This is a genomic window from Methylobacterium sp. CM6257 (genome assembly GCF_054611515.1).
Genome location: NZ_CM137735.1, coordinates 2,712,723 through 2,729,955 on the forward strand (window position 1 = coordinate 2,712,723; position 17,233 = coordinate 2,729,955).

A 17,233-nucleotide genomic window follows, 5' to 3' on the forward strand; every position below is an offset into this window, starting at 1 on the left:
GGGCGGGAGATGCGTTCAGATAGACGGATTCACCCTATGGACGACCACAGCCCCCGCGACGCCGCCGAGACCCCGGCTCCGGCCGCCACCCCGGCCAAGCGCGTCTACGAAACCCCGCCCGTCGACCGGCCGATCACCGATGCGGAGGCCGCCCGCGCAGCCCAGCTCGCCGCCAACGAGCACATCAAGATCGCCAGCGGCTATCTCCGCGGCACCCTGGCGGACGGTCTCCTGAAGCACGCCACAGGAGCAATCTCGGAGGATGACGGGCAGCTCGTGAAGTTCCACGGGATGTACCTGCAGGATGACCGCGACCTGCGGCCCGAGCGGACCAAGAAGAAGCTCGACAAGGCCTACAGCTTCATGATCCGCCTGCGAATCGCCGGCGGCGTCATCACCCCGAAGCAGTGGCTGATCCTCGACGACATCGCCCGCACCTATGCGGGCGGCGCGCTGCGGGCCACGACGCGCCAGACCTTCCAGTACCACGGCGTGATCAAGTCGAACCTGAAGCGCACGATGGCCGCCATCGACTCGGCGCTCCTCGACACGATCGCGGCCTGCGGCGACGTCAACCGCAACGTCATGGCGGCGACGAACCCGGCCCAGGTCGGCGCCCACAAGGCCGCCTACCAGCTCGCCAAGGAGATCTCCGACACGCTGCTGCCGAAGACCAGCGCTTGGCGGGAGATCTGGCTCGACGGCGAGCGCGTGGTCGGCGGCGAGGACGGGCTGGAGGTCGAGCCGATCTACGGCAGGACCTACCTGCCGCGGAAGTTCAAGACCGTCGTGGCAGTGCCGCCCTCCAACGAGGTCGACATCTTCGCCCACGACCTCGGCTTCATCGCGATCCTCGACAAGAAGAACCAGGTGACCGGCTGGAACGTCACGGTCGGCGGCGGCATGGGCATGACCCATGGCGAGACCGACACCTTCCCGCGCACCGCGGACGTGATGTGTTTCGTGAAGCCCGAGGACGCCCTCAAGACCGCCGAGGCCGTGATGACGGTCCAGCGCGACTGGGGCAACCGCAAGAACCGGAAGAACGCCCGGCTCAAGTACACGATCGAGCGCTACGGGCTGGAGGCCTTCCGGGCCGAGGTGGAGAAGCGCGTCGGCAAGAAGCTGGCCGATCCGAAGCCCTTCGCGTTCACCAGCAACGGTGACCGCTATGGCTGGGTCGAGGGCGAGGACGGGCGCCACCACCTGACCCTCTACATACCCTCGGGCCGAATCAAGGACATCGCGGGCGGTCCGCAGTTCCTCTCGGGGCTTCGGCGCGTCGCCGAGGTGCACCAGGGCGACTTTCGCCTCACCGGCAACCAGAACGTGATCATCGCCAACGTCCCGGCCGAGAAGCGCGCAGAGATCGACGCGATCGTCGACGAGTACGGCCTGACCCGGGGCGCAAGCGCGCTTCGGCGCAATTCGATGGCCTGCGTGGCGCTGCCGACCTGCGGCTTGGCGCTCGCCGAGAGCGAGCGCTACCTGCCGGAGCTGATGACCGAGCTGGAGGAGAGCCTCGCCGCCCACGGGCTGGCCGACGAGGAGATCACGATCCGATCCACCGGCTGCCCGAACGGCTGCGCCCGGCCGTTCATCGCAGAGATCGGTCTCGTGGGCCGCGGCCCCGAGCGCTACCACCTCTATCTCGGTGCCGCCTTCGATGGCTCGCGTCTGGGTAAGCTCTACAAGGAGGACGTGGCGGCCTCCGAGATCCGCGACACCCTCGACCCGCTGTTTGCCGACTATGCGAAGGGCCGCAAGCCCGGTGAGCATTTCGGCGATTACCTGATCCGGGCCGGCCACGTGGCCCGGACCGTCAACGGTCCGGACTTCCATGATCGGACCGGCGCCCTCAAGCCGGCCGTGCAGGGCTGAGGCCGTCGGCCTCGCGCGTCCGGGGCAGGGCTCCGGATGCGCCGAGGCCAAGAGTTTGCCGCGGCAGACCGGAGACGAGCCGGTTCCAACACACTCCGGCCGCCTCTCGTCCTGAGGTACCGGCGCGCAGCGGAGGCCTCGAGGGAGACCTCCAGTCAGCCCCGCGCCCCTTTGAGGTCTCCTTCGAGGCTGCCGCGCAGCACCTCAGGACGAGGGGGATGGATCGAGGTACCCGGAAAGGACCATCTCATCCGCCCCATCCGCTGCAGACGGTACCGGCGACACCCTGAACGGCGCTATCGTCCCGGCCTGGATCACGCCCGCGTCTCACGAAGTGCTCAGAGCGCTAACCGCGTTCCATCGCCGTGCCCGCTTCCGGCCCCGATGAGAATGAACGTTCATTGACACGAGAATGAACGTTCATTACAACCATCGGGAAAGCAGGAGCGCGCGATGGCTATCACGTTCGAAGGCCGCTGGTCCGATCTCGATGCGGAGCGTTTCGGCGCTCGCGGTCCAGGCGTTCTCGCCCTCGTCCGCGCGGTCTGCACGCCCGCCAACCTGACCTTCGGCGCCGTGCTGGCGCTCGCCTGGCTGGCGCTGATCGGCTGGACCGGGGCCGGTCCGGAGGGCTGGCAGGCCCGGCTCTGCGCGGACCTGCATCAGGGGCCGCAATCCTGCGCGGTCACCGGCGCCATGAAGGATCAGAGCCGCATCGTGCCGGTCGCCTCCGCGGCGCAGCCCACGCGGTGACGGTCCCGACCGACAGCACCGCGGCTGCGCGCGACGGCCAGTCCGCTCGGCGCGAGCACATCCTCGATGCCGCCGAGGCCTGCTTCGCGCGCAACGGCTTCCATCGCACGACCATGCAGGACCTCGCCCGCGAGGCCGCGATGAGTCCCGGAAACTTCTATCGCTACTTCGAATCCAAGGAGGCGCTGGTCCTCGGGCTGGTGGAGCGTGAGCGCGAGCGTGGGACTCACCTCGTGGCCGAGATGGAGGGCAGCGGTAATCGGCGCGCGGCGCTGCTGGGTCTCATCGCGCGCTATTTCGTGTCGATCACCCGCGAGGCCGCGATCCTGCGCGTGGAGATCTGGTCGGAATCGACGCGCAATCCCGCCATCGCCGCCATGACGGCGCGGACGGAGGCCGAGACCCGGGACTGGTTCGTGGCGACGCTGTCAGCGCTCGCCACCGCCCCGGATTGCGACCCGGCGGCGCTCTACGCGCTACTCGCGCCGCTGATGCGGGGGATCGTGGTCGGCCGCGCCGCGCTGCCCGATTACGACGTTGCCGCGGCCGTCACCCAGCTCCACGCGTTGCTGGATGCGGGGCTCGACGGCCGCCTGCCGCACCCGACGTGTGCGGGCTCGTCTGCGGCCCGCTGATCCGCGCCCGGTCCGGTTGATGCTTCGCCACCGGAAGACGCGATAGCGCGGAGTCGGCGGTGGCCAATCTGCGATCCGCAGAGCCGAAGACGACCCATTCCCCGATCGCGCGTCGGCCACGGCGCGCGGTACGCCGGCCGGTCCGCAATCCCCCCTCATGCGGGCCGGCCGGTCGTGACCGGGCGTGACAACGCCAACGACTCGCTGATCACCGGTCAGCAGCGGCTCCGCGCGGCTCGACGCGGCCGTGTTCTACGATTTCAACGAGCACGCCCGGTTCTCGATCAACGCGCGCCACCTGACCGAACGCCGCTCCATCGAGCAGTCCTTCAACCCGTTCAACAACCAGCCCGGCGCGCCGCTCTCGGTGCTGGCCACAGTCACCACCCGGCTCTGAGCCAGGCGGGCCGCATCCCGCGACAGGCGGCGGGCTCGGCTCGGAGCCGGCTTGAGCGCACCAGGGCGGTCGCACGCACCGCGAGGAGACCGACCTCCCAACCTCACCCTCATCCTGAGGTGCCGGAGGGCAGCGGAGGCCTCGAAGGCGGCCTCAAGACAGCGCCGCGATCCCTAGAATCCTCCTTCGAGGCCCGCTGACGCGGGCACCTCAGGATGAGGCCGAGGGTCGGAAACCCCATCTCGGACTGGCGCTCAGGGGTTCACCGAGCTGACCGTTACGCCTGGGGCCTCGGCGATCCTCCGGCGGGCGCCCGCGCGGCGGCGCAGGACGTAGAGGGTCAGGCCGGTGGCCGCGAAGCCCGGCATGGCCAGCGCCGCGAGGCAGAACAGCAGGGCGAAGAGGTCGCCGAAGAAGCGGCCGCGATGCACCTCCAGGATGTTCTCGACGAGGCGCCGCCCGAGGGGCAGGTCGGCGGCGTGCTCGGCCGACACCAGGGCGCCGGTGGCGGCGTCGTAGCGCGCCTCGTTGCGGGCGCTCGGCGCGTCGACGCCCCGCGGAAGCCAGCGGATGCGGATCGCCTTCGCGTCGGCCCCGGGGACGACCAGGGTCACGGATCCGGCCTCGCGGCCCTCGTCGGCGCGGAAGGCCGCCCAGGCGCGGTCGAGGGACGGCCCGGACGCCGTAGCATCCTCGTCGGCAGGCCGCCCACGGCCCTCTTGGCGGCCCGGCGCGCGCGCGGGCTTCGCCGCCTCAGGGCTGCCCGCCAGCAGCCCCGTGATACCGTCCTTGAACCACGGATAGGACCAGGTCAGGCCCGTGAGCGCGGTCACGAGATAGACCGGCACGAGCCACGTCCCCGCCACCGCGTGCAGCGACCACCAGCGCGCCCGACCCGGCCGTGACAGGCTCGGCTTCAGCCAGATCCGCCAGCGGTGAACCTGGGGCCAGCGCAGGTACAGGCCGGTCGCCAGGAAGGCCAGGAGCACCCACACGCAGGCGCCCGTGATCGTGCGGCCCCAGCCCTTGGAGCCGCCCGGGATCAGCAGCCAGCGGTGCAGCTCCCGCACGGTCGCGAAGGCCGCCTCCAGCCGCACCAGGCCGAGCACCGTGCCGTCGTAAGGGTCGGCATAGACCGAGGGCGGCCGCGCGCGGGTCTCCGGATCGCGGGCGAAGCGGACATGGACGCTCGTGCCCGGATCGGTCGACAGGGTCAGCGCTTCGACCTTCCGTCCGCCCGCCTGCGCGCCGATGCGGGCAGCCAGGGCCGTGGGAGGAAGTGCCTGACGCTCGGCCGCACTTACCGCCAGCCGATCGCGGTTGGCCAAGGCGGTGACGGCCTCCTCGTAGCTCATGAGCGCCCCTGTGAGGCCCATCAAGGCGAGGATGAGACCGGCGGTAAGCCCAAGCGCCCAGTGCAGGCGGAAGAGAACGGTCCGGAGGGAGGGAATCGGCAACGGCATGGCAGAGCCGCTGCCTAGCAGAGTCCGGCCAGGGTGACGACGCCGCGGGACGCCTGTCTCCGCGGCGGCTGCCGGCCTCAGGTGATCGGGGCGGGGTTGAAGAGGGTCAGATCGTTGAACAGCCCCCACTGGTCGGACCAGGGGCGCTTGCGCCCGCTCGCCACGTCGAGGATCAGGTGGAACAGCTCCCAGCCCACGTCCTCGATCGTGGCCGCGCCTGTGGCGATGCGGCCGGCATCGAGGTCGATCAGGTCCGACCAGCGCTCGGCCAGCTCCGTGCGGGTGGCGACCTTGATCACCGGGGCCTGGGCAAGCCCGTAGGGCGTGCCGCGGCCGGTGGAGAACACCTGCAGGGTGATGCCGGAGGCGAGCTGCAGGGTGCCGCAGACGAAGTCGCTGGCCGGGGTCGCGGCGAAGATCAGCCCCGTCTCGCGCACGCGCTCGCCCGGGGCCAGAACCCCGGAGATCGCGCTCGTGCCGGACTTGGCCACCGAGCCCAGCGCCTTCTCGACGATGTTGTTGAGCCCGCCCTTCTTGTTGCCCGGCGAGGGATTGGCGCGGCGGTCGGCCTCGCCCTTGGCGAGATAGGCGTCGTACCACGCCATCTCGCGGATCAGCGCCCGGGCGACCTCGGGGGTCTTCGCCCGCGGGGTCAGGAGGTGGATCGCGTCGCGCACCTCCGTCACCTCCGAGAACAGCACCGTGGCGCCGCAGCGCACGAGGAGATCGGCCGCGAAGCCGAGCGCCGGGTTGGCGGTCACCCCCGAGAAGGCGTCGCTGCCGCCGCATTGCAGGCCGACCACCAGCGCGGAGGCCGGGCAGGTCTCGCGGCGGCGGCGGTTCAGCACCGCCAGGCGCGCCTCCGCCATCGCCAGGATGCTGTCGATCATCGCCGAGAAACCGCGGTGGCGCTCGTCCTGCAGCCGCACCACGCCGTCGCCGGCCGCGCCGCTGTCGGGCAGGAGCCGCTCCGAGACGAGCTTCTCGCAGCCCAGCCCGACGACCATGACCGCGCCGCCGAAATTCGGGTTCTGCGCGAGGCTCTGGAGGGTGCGGATCGGCACCACCGCCTCGGGGGCGTTGATGGCGACGCCGCAGCCGTAGGCGTGGGTCAGGCCGACCACGTCGTCGACGTTGGGATAGCGCGGCAGCAGCTCCTGCTTGATCCGCCGGATCGCCACGTCGAGGGTGCCGGCGACGCATTGCACGCTGATCGAGATCGCCAGGATGTTCTTGGTGCCCACCGACCCGTCCGGGTTGCGGTAGCCCTCGAAGGTGTAGCCGTCCAGCGGGGGCAGGGGGACCGGCACGCGGGTGGCGAGCTCCAGGGCGTCGAGGGCGGGGGCGAGCGGGGTCGCGACGCGGGATTCCTCCACCCAGGCGCCCCGCCGGATCGCCTGGGTGGCGATGCCCACCACCTCGCCGTAGCGGCGGACCTCGCCGCCCTCCGGGATGTCGGTGAGCGCGACCTTGTGGCCCTGCGGCACGAACTCGACGAGTTCCAGCCCGTCCGGGAAGACCGTGCCGGCCGGCAGCCCGAAGGCGTTGACCACGATCGCGACGTTGTCGCGCGCGCTCAGGCGGATCGTGCGCGGCTCGTCGCCGGCCGGGCGCGGACAGGTCAGGGCTTCGATCTCGGCCTGCATCGGATGTTTCCTCCTGATGTTGCCGCCGGCCCCGTCCCAGCCTTGCGGACCAATCTCAGGCCGCGCGCAATTCGACCCGTCGAATATCTCCGACGACGAACAGGTAGGCCACCATCGCCACCAGCGCGTTCAGCCCGACGAAGACCATGGCCGTGTCCAACGAACCCGAGGCCTGGACGAGGTAGCCGATGTTCATAGCCTCAGTCCGGACTGCGGCGCTCAGGCGCGGAAGCGGCCGGCGAGCGCCTCGGCGTTGCGCGCGAGCAGGCCCATGTCGGAGCCGACCGCCGTGAAGCGGGTGCCGGCGGCGATGTAGCGGCGGGCCAGCTCGTCGCTCGGGGTGAGGATGCCCGCATGCTTGCCGGCCTTCACGATCCGGGCGACCGCCTCCTCGATGGTGCGGACCACCTCCGGGTGGCCCTGCTGGCCGACATAGCCGAGGCTGGTGGACAGGTCGCCGGGGCCGATGAAGACGCCGTCCACGCCCTCGACGGCGGCGATCGCGTCCAGATTGTCGAGGGCGCGGCGCGATTCGACCTGCACCGCCACGAAGATCTCGGCCTCGCAGCGGGTGTGGTAGTCCGGGATGCGGCCGAACCGGGCGGCGCGAGGCGCCTGCGAGAAGCCGCGGATGCCGCGGGGAGCGTAGCGCGTCGCCGCGACCACCCGCCGGGCCTGCTCGGCATCGTCGATATTGGGGATCATCAGCGACTGCGCGCCGGCGTCGAGGATGCGCTTGATGGTGATGGGATCGTCGCTCGGCACCCGCACCATCGGGTGGGTGGTACCCTCCATCATCGCCTGGAGCTGGGCGTAGATGTCCCGGAGGTCGTTGGCCGAGTGCTCCATGTCGAGGAGCAGCCAGTCGAACCCGGCCCCCGCGACCACCTCGGTGGAGATGGGGCTCGCGAGGCTGCACCAGAGGCCGATCTGCTGGCGCCCGGCGCCGAGCGCCGCCTTGAACCGGTTGGTGAGGCTGTCCATCGCGATCCCTCCCTACGGGCTGCTCGCCGCCATACGTGCAGCCTTCCCGCCCCGGGTCAAAGCCAAAAACTGGATCAATTGATGCACCACGCGCATCGGTTCAGCCCGGCGTCAGCTCAGTGAGGATCGAGACCAGCCGGGCGATCAGCGGATCGTCCGCGGCCCGCCGCCAGGCCAGGAGCAGCTCCGCCGGGCGCGGAGCGGGGAGCGCCAAGGGACGGAACACGACGCCTTCGAAGCGCAGGCGCTCGGCCGCCGCCGGCACCAGGGCAATCCCGAGGCCGGCCCGGACGAGGGCCAGGATCGCGTGGATCTGCGTCAGCTGCTGCACGATCCGGGGCTGGATCTCGGCCTCGGCGAAAAGATCCTGGACGAGGTCGTGGAAGTAGCGGGCTTCGTTCGGCGCGTAGGCGATCAGCGGCTCGCTGCCGAGATCGCGGGGCGCGAGCTCGTTCCGGGCTGCCAGGGGGTTGTCCGCCGGCAGAGCGACCTTGAGCGGCTCGGCCAGGGCCCGGATGGCGATCAGCTCCGGATGTGTCACGGGCGGCCGCACCAAAGCGGCGTCGATGCGCCCGGCGAGCAGTTCCTCGATCTGATCCTTGCTCACCATCTCGCGCAGGGAGAGTGTTACGTCCGGCAGCGCCCGCCGGAGCGCTGTGATCAAACGCGGCAGGAAGTCGTAGGCCGAGGCCGCCGTGAAGCCGAGCTTCAGCACCCCCGCCCGCCCAGCCGCGACCTGGCGGGTGAGATGGGTCGCAGTCTCGGCGAGGCGTAGGATGCGCTGCGCCTCGGGCAGGAAGCTGCGCCCCGCCGCGGTCAGCCGGACGGAGCGGCTGGTGCGTTCCAGAAGCTGAACGTCGAGGATGCGCTCCAGCACCTGGATCTGCCGCGACAGGGGCGGCTGCGTCATGTTCAGCCGGGCGGCGGCGCGCCCGAAATGCAGCTCCTCCGCCACCGCGGCGAAGCACCGGAGCTGGCTGAAGTCGAACATCGATTCTCCCCTGCACGCCGCGACGCGGACGGGGAGCATAGTGCCTCGGCGGCCGACGCGTCCCGGCGGCCGACCTCATCCAATTTGGCTAGGCTGCGGCCGGTCGCGATGTGACCGTGCGCAGCCCGCGAGACCGGTGACCGCCCCACAGAGCCGACCGGCTCGACGGCGCGGGTCCTCAACCGGCTGCGCGACCGGGCGCGGTCGCGAAAGGCGCGCCGCGCGGGACCGGCGCGCCCGGGCTGCTCAGCAGCTGAGCCGGCGACCCTCGCGACGGCCGAACACCCGGTAATGCGCGGCACCGGATTCCATCTGGCCGTTGGCGACGGCGCGGCGGACGTCCGGGTTGCAGCGCAGGTACTCGCGCTCGTCGAAACCGTAGGCGGCGCGACCGCGGTAATCGTCGCGACCCCGGTAGCCGCGGCCCCGATCGTCGTAATCGCCGCGGTCCCGGTACCCGCGATCGCGGTAGCCGTAATCGTCGTAGTCGGGGCGCGGCTGTGCCGAGACCGGGCCGATCACACCCAGGACTCCGAGACCCACCGCGGCCACTGCCAGAAACGCCTTCATCGTACTGTCCTCCTTACCAGCGTCCCGCGACACGCCCGCTCATCGGGCGGCCTCCGTCTGCGCGGGCCGGCACAGCGAAGCCTCTGCGAGAAGCTCCTGATCGGTGGCTTGAAACGCCCCGCGCGCCGGATGGTTCGATCCGGCGGCATCCGACCGGCCACCGCGATGACGCAGCGCCGGGCTGGGGACGCGGCAAAAGGCCCGGCCGCGGGATCATCCGCGCCGGGCCGCACGCAGTGCCGGCCGGGCGAGCCGGCCGCACACGCTTCGGAATCACATGCGGTGCATCATCTCCCGGCGCATCATGCGGTGGCGCATCTCGCGCCGCATCTCATGGCGCATCATGTGACGCTCCATGCGGTGGCGCATCATCCGGCGCTCCATGCGACGCCGCATCATGTGACGCTCCATCCGGTCCATCTGGACGGTCGAGATCATGTCGGCCGGTGCCGCGACGGCCGCGCCGGGTCCGATCGGAGCGGCGGAAGCCGGCATCGCGGCGACGCCGAGGGCGGCGAGCAGGGCGGCGGTGATGATCGTTGTACGCACAGAATATGTCCTCTCTCGCCGCCTGGGGAGGCAGGCGTTTCCCATGAGGCCGCGACTGGAGTGGATCCTCCTACGACCTCGCCGAAGAAGCCGCCGGCCGCCCAGATGGTTCCACAGAGCCGGGCGCGTGCCTGGATCAGTTCGCGACACTGCGCGGGAAGGTGGGCTTCGGCTTTGGCTGGACGTTGGTCTACGGCACCGGCGGTCTCGCGGTCGGCAATGACCGCGTCGACACGAACATGTCGCTTTTCAACTGGCCAACGTTCGACGGCCGCCAAGGCGATCTCCGGGTCGGCTACGTGGCCGGTGCCGGCATTGAGCACGCGTTCAGCCGGACTCTCTCGGCCAAGGTCGAGGGCCTGTACTACGATCTCGGCAGCCCCTCGGTTCTCGCGCCATCGATCGATTACGTGCCGCCCGGGCATCGCGCCGGCGCCCGCATCGCGGCGGACGGTTTCCTCACCCGCGTCGGCCTCAACTATCGGTTCGGAGCCGGATTGCCGGACCTGCCGCCGGCCGTCCCAGACGATCCGTACGCCTGGGCCCTCGAGGGCGGCCTGCGCTATTTCTACAGCTCCGGCGGCCCGCGCTACACCCTCGGCAGCTCTCGCGTGCCGGGCCAAGTCAATTCCCGCCTGATCTATGATGGGTCCGAGGCTCATGCCGGCGAGAGCTTCGCGCGGGTGGAGCACACGCCCACAGGCCTATTTGCCAAGGGCTTCCTCGGAGCGGGCGGCATAACGGCCGGGCGCCTCTCGGACGAGGACTTCCCGCCCGCTATGAGGCCCTATTCGAAGACGCTCTCGCCGATCAAGGACGGCGACATCAGCTACGGCGTCGTCGATTTCGGCTACCACGTGCTGCACGGCAGCGGATTCAAGCTCGGCGGCTTCCTCGGCTATCAGTACGACGCCGCATTGCTCAACGACTACGGCTGCCGGCAGGCGGGCGGAGGCGACATCTGCGCGGGTGGAGACGCCGTCCCGGCTCAGATCAAAGGTCTGGGCGAGACTGCACGATGGAACGCGCTCCGCGTCGGACTGATCGGCGAAGCGCGGTTCGACCGGCTCCGAGTGAGCCTGGAAGGCGCCTATCTGCCCGTGGCGGCGCTGGACGGTGTCGACCGCCACTGGTTCCGGCCGGAGATCAATCCGCTGCCGCAGCGGGGCCGGGGGACGGCTACTTCGCCGAGGGTGTCATCTCCTACGACCTGACGCCCGGCGTGAGCCTCGGCGTCGGCGGGCGCTACTGGCGGATGCAGACGGCTTCGTGCAGGTTTCCTATGAACTGTCGGATCTCGGTCTCGGCGGGTCGGATGCCCCGTTGGCCCTCCTGCGAAAGGACTGACCCTCCGCGCCGGTCGGACCCGCTCGGATGCCGGGCGATGCACCATCCGCCGGAGTGCCGACCGGCTCGGCGGCGAAAACCGCGCCGGTACGGCACCCAGTCGGGCCGCCGCGCTGGGGCAAGGCTCCCGATCCTTGGTCCGATACCGTTTCCGGCCGCCCCGCCGTCGGCCTAACCCGCACCGTCATCGCGGGCCTAGCGGCGCGCTTCAAGGCCACGCGAGGTCAGCGTCTCGACGCCCAGACGAATGCCAAGCCTCTGCATCTCCGACGCCCCCGCCCGTGCGAGTGCCGCGCCTATCTCGTGTGCTGGCCTTCGAGCAGAGTCGCGGCCCCCGGGGTCGGCGCGGCGCCGGCATCGTCCCGCAGGGCGGCCTCACCGCGGAGCCGGCCGTTGCCATCGGCTTGCGGTGAACGCGCCATCTCCAAGGCCGGGAACGCGATTCCGTTCGGATCGTGGCGCAGGGCAATAGGCCGGGCCTCCGGAGGGTGCTTGATGCGGGCGAGGGGATTCTGCCGGAGATAGGTCATGAATTCCTCGGCGGCCTTCAACTTGTGCCGACGATGCTCGGCCTCCTCCGCTCGGATCCGCTCCGCCTCCGCCTCCCGGATCTTGGCCGCCTTGGCGTGATGCTGCAGTTCGAGCGAAGCGAAAGCAAGTCCTGACGCCGCACGGTCGAATATCGAGCTTACTTTAATATTCGGCCTTGATAATAAGATATATACGATATTTGCGATCAGAAATGCCGCCGTCAAAAACACGACGAAATCGCTGGCCTGGCCGCTGATGGTCCAGAACACCATCACCAGGGCCAACGCCAAAGCCGAAAATCCAAGCAATACATATCGCAGAATCGCCATACTCGACCTGTATTACTTTTAAGGAAGATCCATGAGTTTATAAAGGTTTGATCCCTGGAAGGCAAATCGTTGCGTCGCACCATCGACCGGAAAATCCGGTCTGCGGCCACCGCTGGGGCGTGAGGCGCGAAGGTCGCACGCGGTCGGCAAGAAATCCGCAACCGTCGGCTGAGAAGGCTGTGGCCGGGGAGTACCGGTGGTGCTCCGGGCGCGTCTCGCGCAAGACCAGTCGGATCCGTTCGCGCAGATGCACACAGACGCATGTCCACCGCTCGCGTTTCCAGGCTCCGCGTCGGGCCCGGTCGACGGCGACCGGGCGTCATGGGGCGTCGCCACCGGGTTCGGTCAGTGGCGCATCGACCCGCTCACGCGCCGCGTGGTCCGCTCGGCGAGCCTGGGCCGCGTGCTGGGCGAGTCTCCCGCGGAGCGGGGCCTCGCCCTCGAGGAGCATGTCGCCTGCTACCACCCGGACGATCGCCCGGCCGTGCTCGCCCGCATCGAGGCCGTCCTGGACGGACGCAAAGCTCCGGTTCCGTACCAAGCGCGAAGCCGCATCGTGCGCCCGGACGGGGCCGTCCTCAACGTGATCATCCAGGGCGTTCCCGAGTTAGGCCCCGACGGCAGGCTGCTAGCACTGCACGGCATGCTGCTCGATGTGACCGATCTCGTGCGGTCCGAGCAGCGCGCACACGAGACCGACACGCTCCTGCACGGGACCCTGGACAACATGGATCAGGGCCTGGTGGTGCTCGATGCCGGGCAGCGCGTGCGCGTGTTCAACCGGAGCGCCGCGGAGCTGCTCGATCTGCCGGACGACGTCCTGCGCGAGGGGGTCGCCTTCCCGGAGATCCAGGCCTACCAGCGCGCGCGGGGAGACTTCGCCACGGCAGAATCCGACCTGCGGCTCGGGATGATCGGCCGCGACATGCCCGCCGGCCCGCCGGTCTTCGACTGGCGCCTGCCCGGCGGCGTCACCCTGGAGGTCCGCCGCTCGGCGCTGGCGGATGGCGGGTCGGTCCTGACCTTCAGCGACGTGACGCTGCACCGGATCGCCGAGCAGGCGATGGAGGAGAGCGAGCGCCGCTACCGGCTGCTCGCCGAGAACGCCACCGACATCATCATCTGGTCCGACCTGACCACCTGCCGCCGCTACGTCTCGCCGGCCGTGCGGGCCGTCCTCGGCTACGATCCGGGCGACCTTGTCGGCACGCAGCCCCTCGACTTCGTTCATGCCGATGACGTGGCCGCGTATCGCCGCGTCCTCGACGACCTGACCGGCGGGCGTACGGCACGCGCCCTGACCTGCCAGCGCTACCGGCACCGGGACGGCCACTGGGTGTGGCTGGAGATCTCGTTCAGCCTGACCCACGACAGGGCGACCGGCGCCCCGGACGGCTACGTCGCCACGCTGCGCGACGTGAGCGCCCGCAAAGCCGCGGAGGAGGCCCTCCGATTCAGCGAGGCCCGCTACCGCGCCCTGGCGGACGCGCTCCCGCAGCTCGTCTGGATTGCCGCCATCGAGACCGGCGAGGCGACCTACGTCAACCGGCGCTTCGAGGATTATTACGGCCCGATCGGCTCGTCGCGCGCCGCCCGGATCGCCCGCAACCATCCCGAGGACGCGGAGCGGATGGAGCGCCTGTGGTGCGTGGCGCGCGAGCGGCGGACCGCCTACGAGGTCGAGGGGCGGCTGCAACGGCACGACGGGATCTACCGCTGGCACAAGCTCGTGCTCCTGCCGATCTGGCAGGGGGAGACCATGGTGGGCATGCTCGGCACCGCCCTCGACATCGACGAGATCGTGGCCGCCCGGCGCGAGGTGGAGGAGGCGAGCAGCCTGCTGCACCTCGCCCAGCAGGCCGCCAAGGCAGGGACGTGGCACCTCGACCTCGACAGCGGCCGGATCGACTGGTCGGCCGAGAGCGCGCGCCTGCACGGGATCGAGACCGACCGGGACTACGCGCTCGACGCGCAGACCTGGCTCACCCTGATCGACCGGGAGGACGGCGAGCGCGCGCTCCGGATCGCCGCGGCGGCCGCGGAGGCGGGGGAGACCTTCTCGATCGAGTTCCGGGTCCCCGCCCCGGACGGCGGCGTGCGCTGGATCAACAGCGTCGGGCGCGGCGCTCCCGGACCGGACGGGCGCGCCCGGCGGATGATGGGCCTCAACCTCGACGTCACCGCCCGCAAGAGCGCCGAGACGGCCCTCCTTGCCGCCAAGGCCGCGGCGGATTCCGCGCGCTTGGACGCCGAGCGGGCGAGCGCGGCCAAGAGCGAATTCCTGGCTGCCATGAGCCACGAGATCCGCACGCCGCTGAACGGGGTGATCGGCTACGCCGACCTGTTGCTCGACGAGGCGGATCTCGGCCCGGTGGCGCGCAAGCACGCCGACCGCATTCGCACCGCGGGGGCCGCGCTCCTGACGGTGGTCAACGACGTCCTGGATTTCTCGAAGGTCGAGGCCGGGCAGATCGAGATCGTGCCCCGGCCCTTCGCCCTCGAAGCGCTCATCGACAACGCGGTGTCGATCGTGCGCCCGTCGGCGGAGCGCAAGGGGCTCGACCTCGCCGTCGCCCGCGGGCCCGGCCTGCCGGACTGGATCGAGGGCGACGAGGACCGGCTCCGCCAGATCCTCCTCAACCTGCTCAACAACGCCGTGAAGTTCACCCCGGCGGGGCGCATCGATCTCGCCATCCTGGCGGCCCCCGGCGCCCGGACGCTGCGCTTCGAGGTCCGCGACACCGGCATCGGTATCCCGGCGGACAAGTGCGACCGCCTGTTCCGACGCTTCTCGCAGGTCGACGGCTCCATCAGCCGCGAGTACGGCGGCACCGGCCTGGGCCTGGCGATCTCGAAATCCCTCGTCGCGCTGATGGGCGGAACGATCGGCGTCGAGAGCGCGGTGGGATGCGGCTCGACCTTCTGGTTCGAGGTAACGCTCGCCACCGCCGCTCCGGAAGTTCGGATCGACGCCCAGGCTGCCGTGAGCGCTCACCCGACGGGCCGGCATCTCCTGCTGGCGGAGGACGTGCCGCTCAACCAGGACCTCGCCCGCACGATCCTGGAGAGGGCCGGCCACAGGGTGGATGTCGTCGCCGACGGAGCCGCGGCGGTGGCGGCCGTTCAGGCGCGGCCTTACGATCTCGTCCTCATGGACGTGCAGATGCCCATGATGGACGGCCTCGCGGCGACCCGGCGGATCCGGGCGCTGGAGGGCCCGGCGAGCCGGGTGCCGATCGTGGCCATGACCGCGAACGTCCTGCCGCAGCAGATCGCCGAGCTGCGCGCGGCGGGCCTGGACGACCATGTGGGCAAGCCGTTCCAGACACAGGCGCTTCTGGCGGCGATCGATCGCTGGGCGGCCCGCCCCGCGGAGCCGCCGCGCTTCGGCCGCACGATCGACCGCACCGTCCTGGATGAGATGACCGAGATGGTCGGCCGCGAACGGATGCGCCACCTCCTGGCAATGCTCGCCAAGGAGCTTGTCCAGCGGTTCGGGGGGGCGGCGCCGGAGGCCAGCCGCGAGCGGCTCATGCTGGATGCGCACGCGATGGTGTCGGCAGCCAGCATGGTCGGTTTCACGGCCTTCGCCGAGACGTGCCGGGCGGTGGAAGCGGGCTGCCGGGCCGGCGACGAGATCGGGCCCCTGCTCGGCACGCTCCAGGCCCGGGCCGCCGAGGTGGTCGCCGAGATCGAGGCGCTGCGCGCAGCCTGATCCGCTCCTCGCAAGCCAGGATGCGCGTGCGGGCGGCCATCCCCTCGGATCCGATACCGGCGGCGCCTGGCCCGACACCCAGGCCGGACTCGGCCGACATGCGCCGGCTTGAACGCGGATAGGGCCCGGAATGGGCAGGGCCTGACCGTTCCCGCGCGCCGATCCCGTACCCTCCCGGAGGACCGCCATCCCGCTATCGGGACGCTCCGGTCAGGCGACCGTCGCGCCCGATGCGCCGCAGATCCGACAGGACCTATTCGGCCGCCGTTTTCTCGTATAGTCGACACCAGTAGACAGCCGACATCAGAAATCACAACGCTTAATTGATATATTGATATCAGGTATATATCCCAGATGGAAATTTCGGACGACGCCGTTTCGGAAGCGGCCCTGATCTCGGCTCTTCAAGCATCGGGCGGTGTCGGCTTCTGAATGTGGGACATCATCAACGATCGTGCGCAGGCGGACCCAGTCGCGGCCCTGCTGTTCAACATCAGTCCCGCCCGGTCCCAGGCGGGCGTCAGCCTGTCCGAGATCCTGGAAGCCGTTCATCCGGATGATCGGGGGCCGATGTCGCACGTCATCCTCGACTGCGTCCGATCGGGCGGCTCCTACACGGCGGAATATCGCGTTTGCTCGAAGGAGGGGCAACTCCGCTGGCTGTTCACGCGCGGGCATTTCTACCTCGACGAGGGCGGCCGGCCCACGACGGGCCGGGGTGTCGTCGTCGAGATCTCGGACAGCAAGTCCGCCGGCCTTGCCTTCGCGCGCCGGGACGGGACCGAGATCGGAGACGCCCTGAACAGGACGGCCGACCTGTGCCTGTCCCTGCACAATGCCGTCTCGCATCTCGGCGACGCGCACATCATCGCACTGACGGAGACCCTGCTGCTCGAAATCGGCAAGCACTTGGCGGATCGTCAGCGTTCCGGACCCGACGGCATCCTGCACTGACCGCGGCGCCCGGGATGGGACGGGGGAAGAAAGGCCTACAGCTCGCGGATCTTCTTCTCGATCCGATCGGCCTCGGCCTCGTCGACCTCCACCGGCTCGCCCGTGTCGTTGGGCAGGCCGCGCCCCGTCTGGGCAATGGTCTCGTCGCGCGGGCGGTAGCTCTGCCCGTCGGAGATCGGCGGCTCCTTCGACAGCTCGCGGTCCTTCTCCATCGATTCCTCCGGGATCCAACCTGCATCCCCGTCGGGTCAACGCGATGCAGGCCACTCGGATGCCCGGCGATCAGAACGGATAGTTCTCCCGGAGGCGGGGCAACCGGAGAGTGTAGCAGCGAAGCCACCACCGCCGTCCCGTTGACGTGACATGGGTTCATGTGTTCGGCGCTCCGCGAGCGCCGTGCGCACAGCCTCCCGCGCCGGCTCGTCCCGCCAGGCCTGCGACCTTCCGACCGGAACTTGGCCGTACAGCGCCTGCGTTCCCGGGTTGAA

At 70.1% G+C, this 17,233-nt stretch carries 16 protein-coding genes; 7 read left to right on the top strand and 9 right to left on the bottom strand.

All coding sequences use genetic code 11. The annotated features are described in order from the left end of the window. Positions 1–36 precede the first annotated feature (36 nt). The 4 genes from ACYCO6_RS13345 to ACYCO6_RS13360 all read left to right on the top strand — a co-directional run bounded on the left by ACYCO6_RS13345 (position 37) and on the right by ACYCO6_RS13360 (position 3,666). Positions 37–1,881, top strand: a complete 1,845-nt coding sequence (locus ACYCO6_RS13345; protein ID WP_459772237.1) for an NADPH-dependent assimilatory sulfite reductase hemoprotein subunit — start codon at positions 37–39, stop codon at positions 1,879–1,881. A gap of 453 nt (positions 1,882–2,334) precedes the next feature. Then, positions 2,335–2,634 (top strand): hypothetical protein, encoded by a 300-nt coding sequence (locus ACYCO6_RS13350; RefSeq protein ID WP_459772238.1) that lies wholly within the window; start codon positions 2,335–2,337, stop codon positions 2,632–2,634. Then, positions 2,631–3,269 carry a TetR/AcrR family transcriptional regulator gene (locus ACYCO6_RS13355; protein WP_459772239.1) on the top strand — a complete coding sequence of 213 codons (639 nt, stop codon included), beginning with the start codon at positions 2,631–2,633 and terminating at the stop codon, positions 3,267–3,269. Before ACYCO6_RS13350 ends, ACYCO6_RS13355 begins: the two co-directional genes overlap by 4 nt. Positions 3,270–3,516: 247 nt before the next feature. After that, a complete protein-coding gene (locus ACYCO6_RS13360; protein WP_459772240.1) occupies positions 3,517–3,666 on the top strand; it encodes a hypothetical protein in 150 nt (49 codons plus the stop codon). A gap of 254 nt (positions 3,667–3,920) precedes the next feature. Here ACYCO6_RS13360 and ACYCO6_RS13365 read toward each other — a convergent pair whose 3' ends face one another. The 7 genes from ACYCO6_RS13365 to ACYCO6_RS13395 form a co-directional block, all read right to left on the bottom strand. Continuing rightward, positions 3,921–5,129 carry a PepSY-associated TM helix domain-containing protein gene (locus ACYCO6_RS13365; protein WP_459772241.1) on the bottom strand — a complete coding sequence of 403 codons (1,209 nt, stop codon included), beginning with the start codon at positions 5,127–5,129 and terminating at the stop codon, positions 3,921–3,923. A 77-nt stretch (positions 5,130–5,206) separates the two neighbouring features. Beyond that, positions 5,207–6,775, bottom strand: coding sequence for a galactarate dehydratase (garD, locus tag ACYCO6_RS13370; protein WP_459772242.1), 1,569 nt, complete (start codon positions 6,773–6,775; stop codon positions 5,207–5,209). Between the two features lie 55 nt (positions 6,776–6,830). Then, positions 6,831–6,971, bottom strand: coding sequence for a hypothetical protein (locus ACYCO6_RS13375; protein ID WP_459772243.1), 141 nt, complete (start codon positions 6,969–6,971; stop codon positions 6,831–6,833). A gap of 23 nt (positions 6,972–6,994) precedes the next feature. Then, the gene (locus ACYCO6_RS13380; protein ID WP_459772244.1) at positions 6,995–7,759 is read right to left on the bottom strand and encodes an HpcH/HpaI aldolase family protein; all 765 of its coding nucleotides are present in this window, start codon (positions 7,757–7,759) and stop codon (positions 6,995–6,997) included. A 100-nt stretch (positions 7,760–7,859) separates the two neighbouring features. Further along, complete coding sequence (locus tag ACYCO6_RS13385; protein ID WP_459772245.1) at positions 7,860–8,750, bottom strand: LysR family transcriptional regulator; 891 nt, start codon at positions 8,748–8,750, stop codon at positions 7,860–7,862. A 246-nt stretch (positions 8,751–8,996) separates the two neighbouring features. Continuing rightward, the gene (locus tag ACYCO6_RS13390; protein WP_459772246.1) at positions 8,997–9,320 is read right to left on the bottom strand and encodes a hypothetical protein; all 324 of its coding nucleotides are present in this window, start codon (positions 9,318–9,320) and stop codon (positions 8,997–8,999) included. A 273-nt stretch (positions 9,321–9,593) separates the two neighbouring features. Next, positions 9,594–9,869 carry a hypothetical protein gene (locus ACYCO6_RS13395; RefSeq protein ID WP_459772247.1) on the bottom strand — a complete coding sequence of 92 codons (276 nt, stop codon included), beginning with the start codon at positions 9,867–9,869 and terminating at the stop codon, positions 9,594–9,596. Positions 9,870–10,030: 161 nt separating this feature from the next. Between ACYCO6_RS13395 and ACYCO6_RS13400 the strand changes: the two genes are divergently transcribed. Next, positions 10,031–11,083, top strand: a complete 1,053-nt coding sequence (locus ACYCO6_RS13400; protein ID WP_459772248.1) for an outer membrane protein — start codon at positions 10,031–10,033, stop codon at positions 11,081–11,083. Between the two features lie 429 nt (positions 11,084–11,512). Here ACYCO6_RS13400 and ACYCO6_RS13405 read toward each other — a convergent pair whose 3' ends face one another. Continuing rightward, the gene (locus tag ACYCO6_RS13405) at positions 11,513–12,076 is read right to left on the bottom strand and encodes a hypothetical protein (protein ID WP_459772249.1); all 564 of its coding nucleotides are present in this window, start codon (positions 12,074–12,076) and stop codon (positions 11,513–11,515) included. Positions 12,077–12,323: 247 nt separating this feature from the next. Between ACYCO6_RS13405 and ACYCO6_RS13410 the strand changes: the two genes are divergently transcribed. Continuing rightward, positions 12,324–15,791, top strand: coding sequence for a PAS domain S-box protein (locus tag ACYCO6_RS13410; RefSeq protein WP_459772250.1), 3,468 nt, complete (start codon positions 12,324–12,326; stop codon positions 15,789–15,791). Between the two features lie 432 nt (positions 15,792–16,223). Next, the gene (locus ACYCO6_RS13415; protein WP_459772251.1) at positions 16,224–16,745 is read left to right on the top strand and encodes a PAS domain-containing protein; all 522 of its coding nucleotides are present in this window, start codon (positions 16,224–16,226) and stop codon (positions 16,743–16,745) included. 35 nt (positions 16,746–16,780) lie between these two features. Here the strand turns inward: ACYCO6_RS13415 and ACYCO6_RS13420 are convergent, their stop codons facing one another. Beyond that, on the bottom strand, positions 16,781–16,957 hold the full coding sequence (locus tag ACYCO6_RS13420; protein ID WP_459772252.1) for a hypothetical protein: 177 nt from the start codon (positions 16,955–16,957) through the stop codon (positions 16,781–16,783). Positions 16,958–17,233: the final 276 nt, after the last annotated feature.

Excerpts from the sequence above, each read along its gene's own strand:
- ACYCO6_RS13345 (WP_459772237.1), top strand. The coding sequence starts at position 37 with ATGGACGACCACAGCCCCCGCGACGCCGCCGAGACCCCGGCTCCGGCC.
- ACYCO6_RS13405 (WP_459772249.1), bottom strand. The coding sequence starts at position 12,076 with ATGGCGATTCTGCGATATGTATTGCTTGGATTTTCGGCTTTGGCGTTG.
- ACYCO6_RS13415 (WP_459772251.1), top strand. The coding sequence starts at position 16,224 with ATGTGGGACATCATCAACGATCGTGCGCAGGCGGACCCAGTCGCGGCC.
- ACYCO6_RS13390 (WP_459772246.1), bottom strand. The coding sequence starts at position 9,320 with ATGAAGGCGTTTCTGGCAGTGGCCGCGGTGGGTCTCGGAGTCCTGGGT.
- ACYCO6_RS13420 (WP_459772252.1), bottom strand. The coding sequence starts at position 16,957 with ATGGAGAAGGACCGCGAGCTGTCGAAGGAGCCGCCGATCTCCGACGGG.
- ACYCO6_RS13385 (WP_459772245.1), bottom strand. The coding sequence starts at position 8,750 with ATGTTCGACTTCAGCCAGCTCCGGTGCTTCGCCGCGGTGGCGGAGGAG.
- ACYCO6_RS13350 (WP_459772238.1), top strand. The coding sequence starts at position 2,335 with ATGGCTATCACGTTCGAAGGCCGCTGGTCCGATCTCGATGCGGAGCGT.
- garD (WP_459772242.1), bottom strand. The coding sequence starts at position 6,775 with ATGCAGGCCGAGATCGAAGCCCTGACCTGTCCGCGCCCGGCCGGCGAC.
- ACYCO6_RS13380 (WP_459772244.1), bottom strand. The coding sequence starts at position 7,759 with ATGGACAGCCTCACCAACCGGTTCAAGGCGGCGCTCGGCGCCGGGCGC.
- ACYCO6_RS13365 (WP_459772241.1), bottom strand. The coding sequence starts at position 5,129 with ATGCCGTTGCCGATTCCCTCCCTCCGGACCGTTCTCTTCCGCCTGCAC.
- ACYCO6_RS13375 (WP_459772243.1), bottom strand. The coding sequence starts at position 6,971 with ATGAACATCGGCTACCTCGTCCAGGCCTCGGGTTCGTTGGACACGGCC.
- ACYCO6_RS13410 (WP_459772250.1), top strand. The coding sequence starts at position 12,324 with ATGCACACAGACGCATGTCCACCGCTCGCGTTTCCAGGCTCCGCGTCG.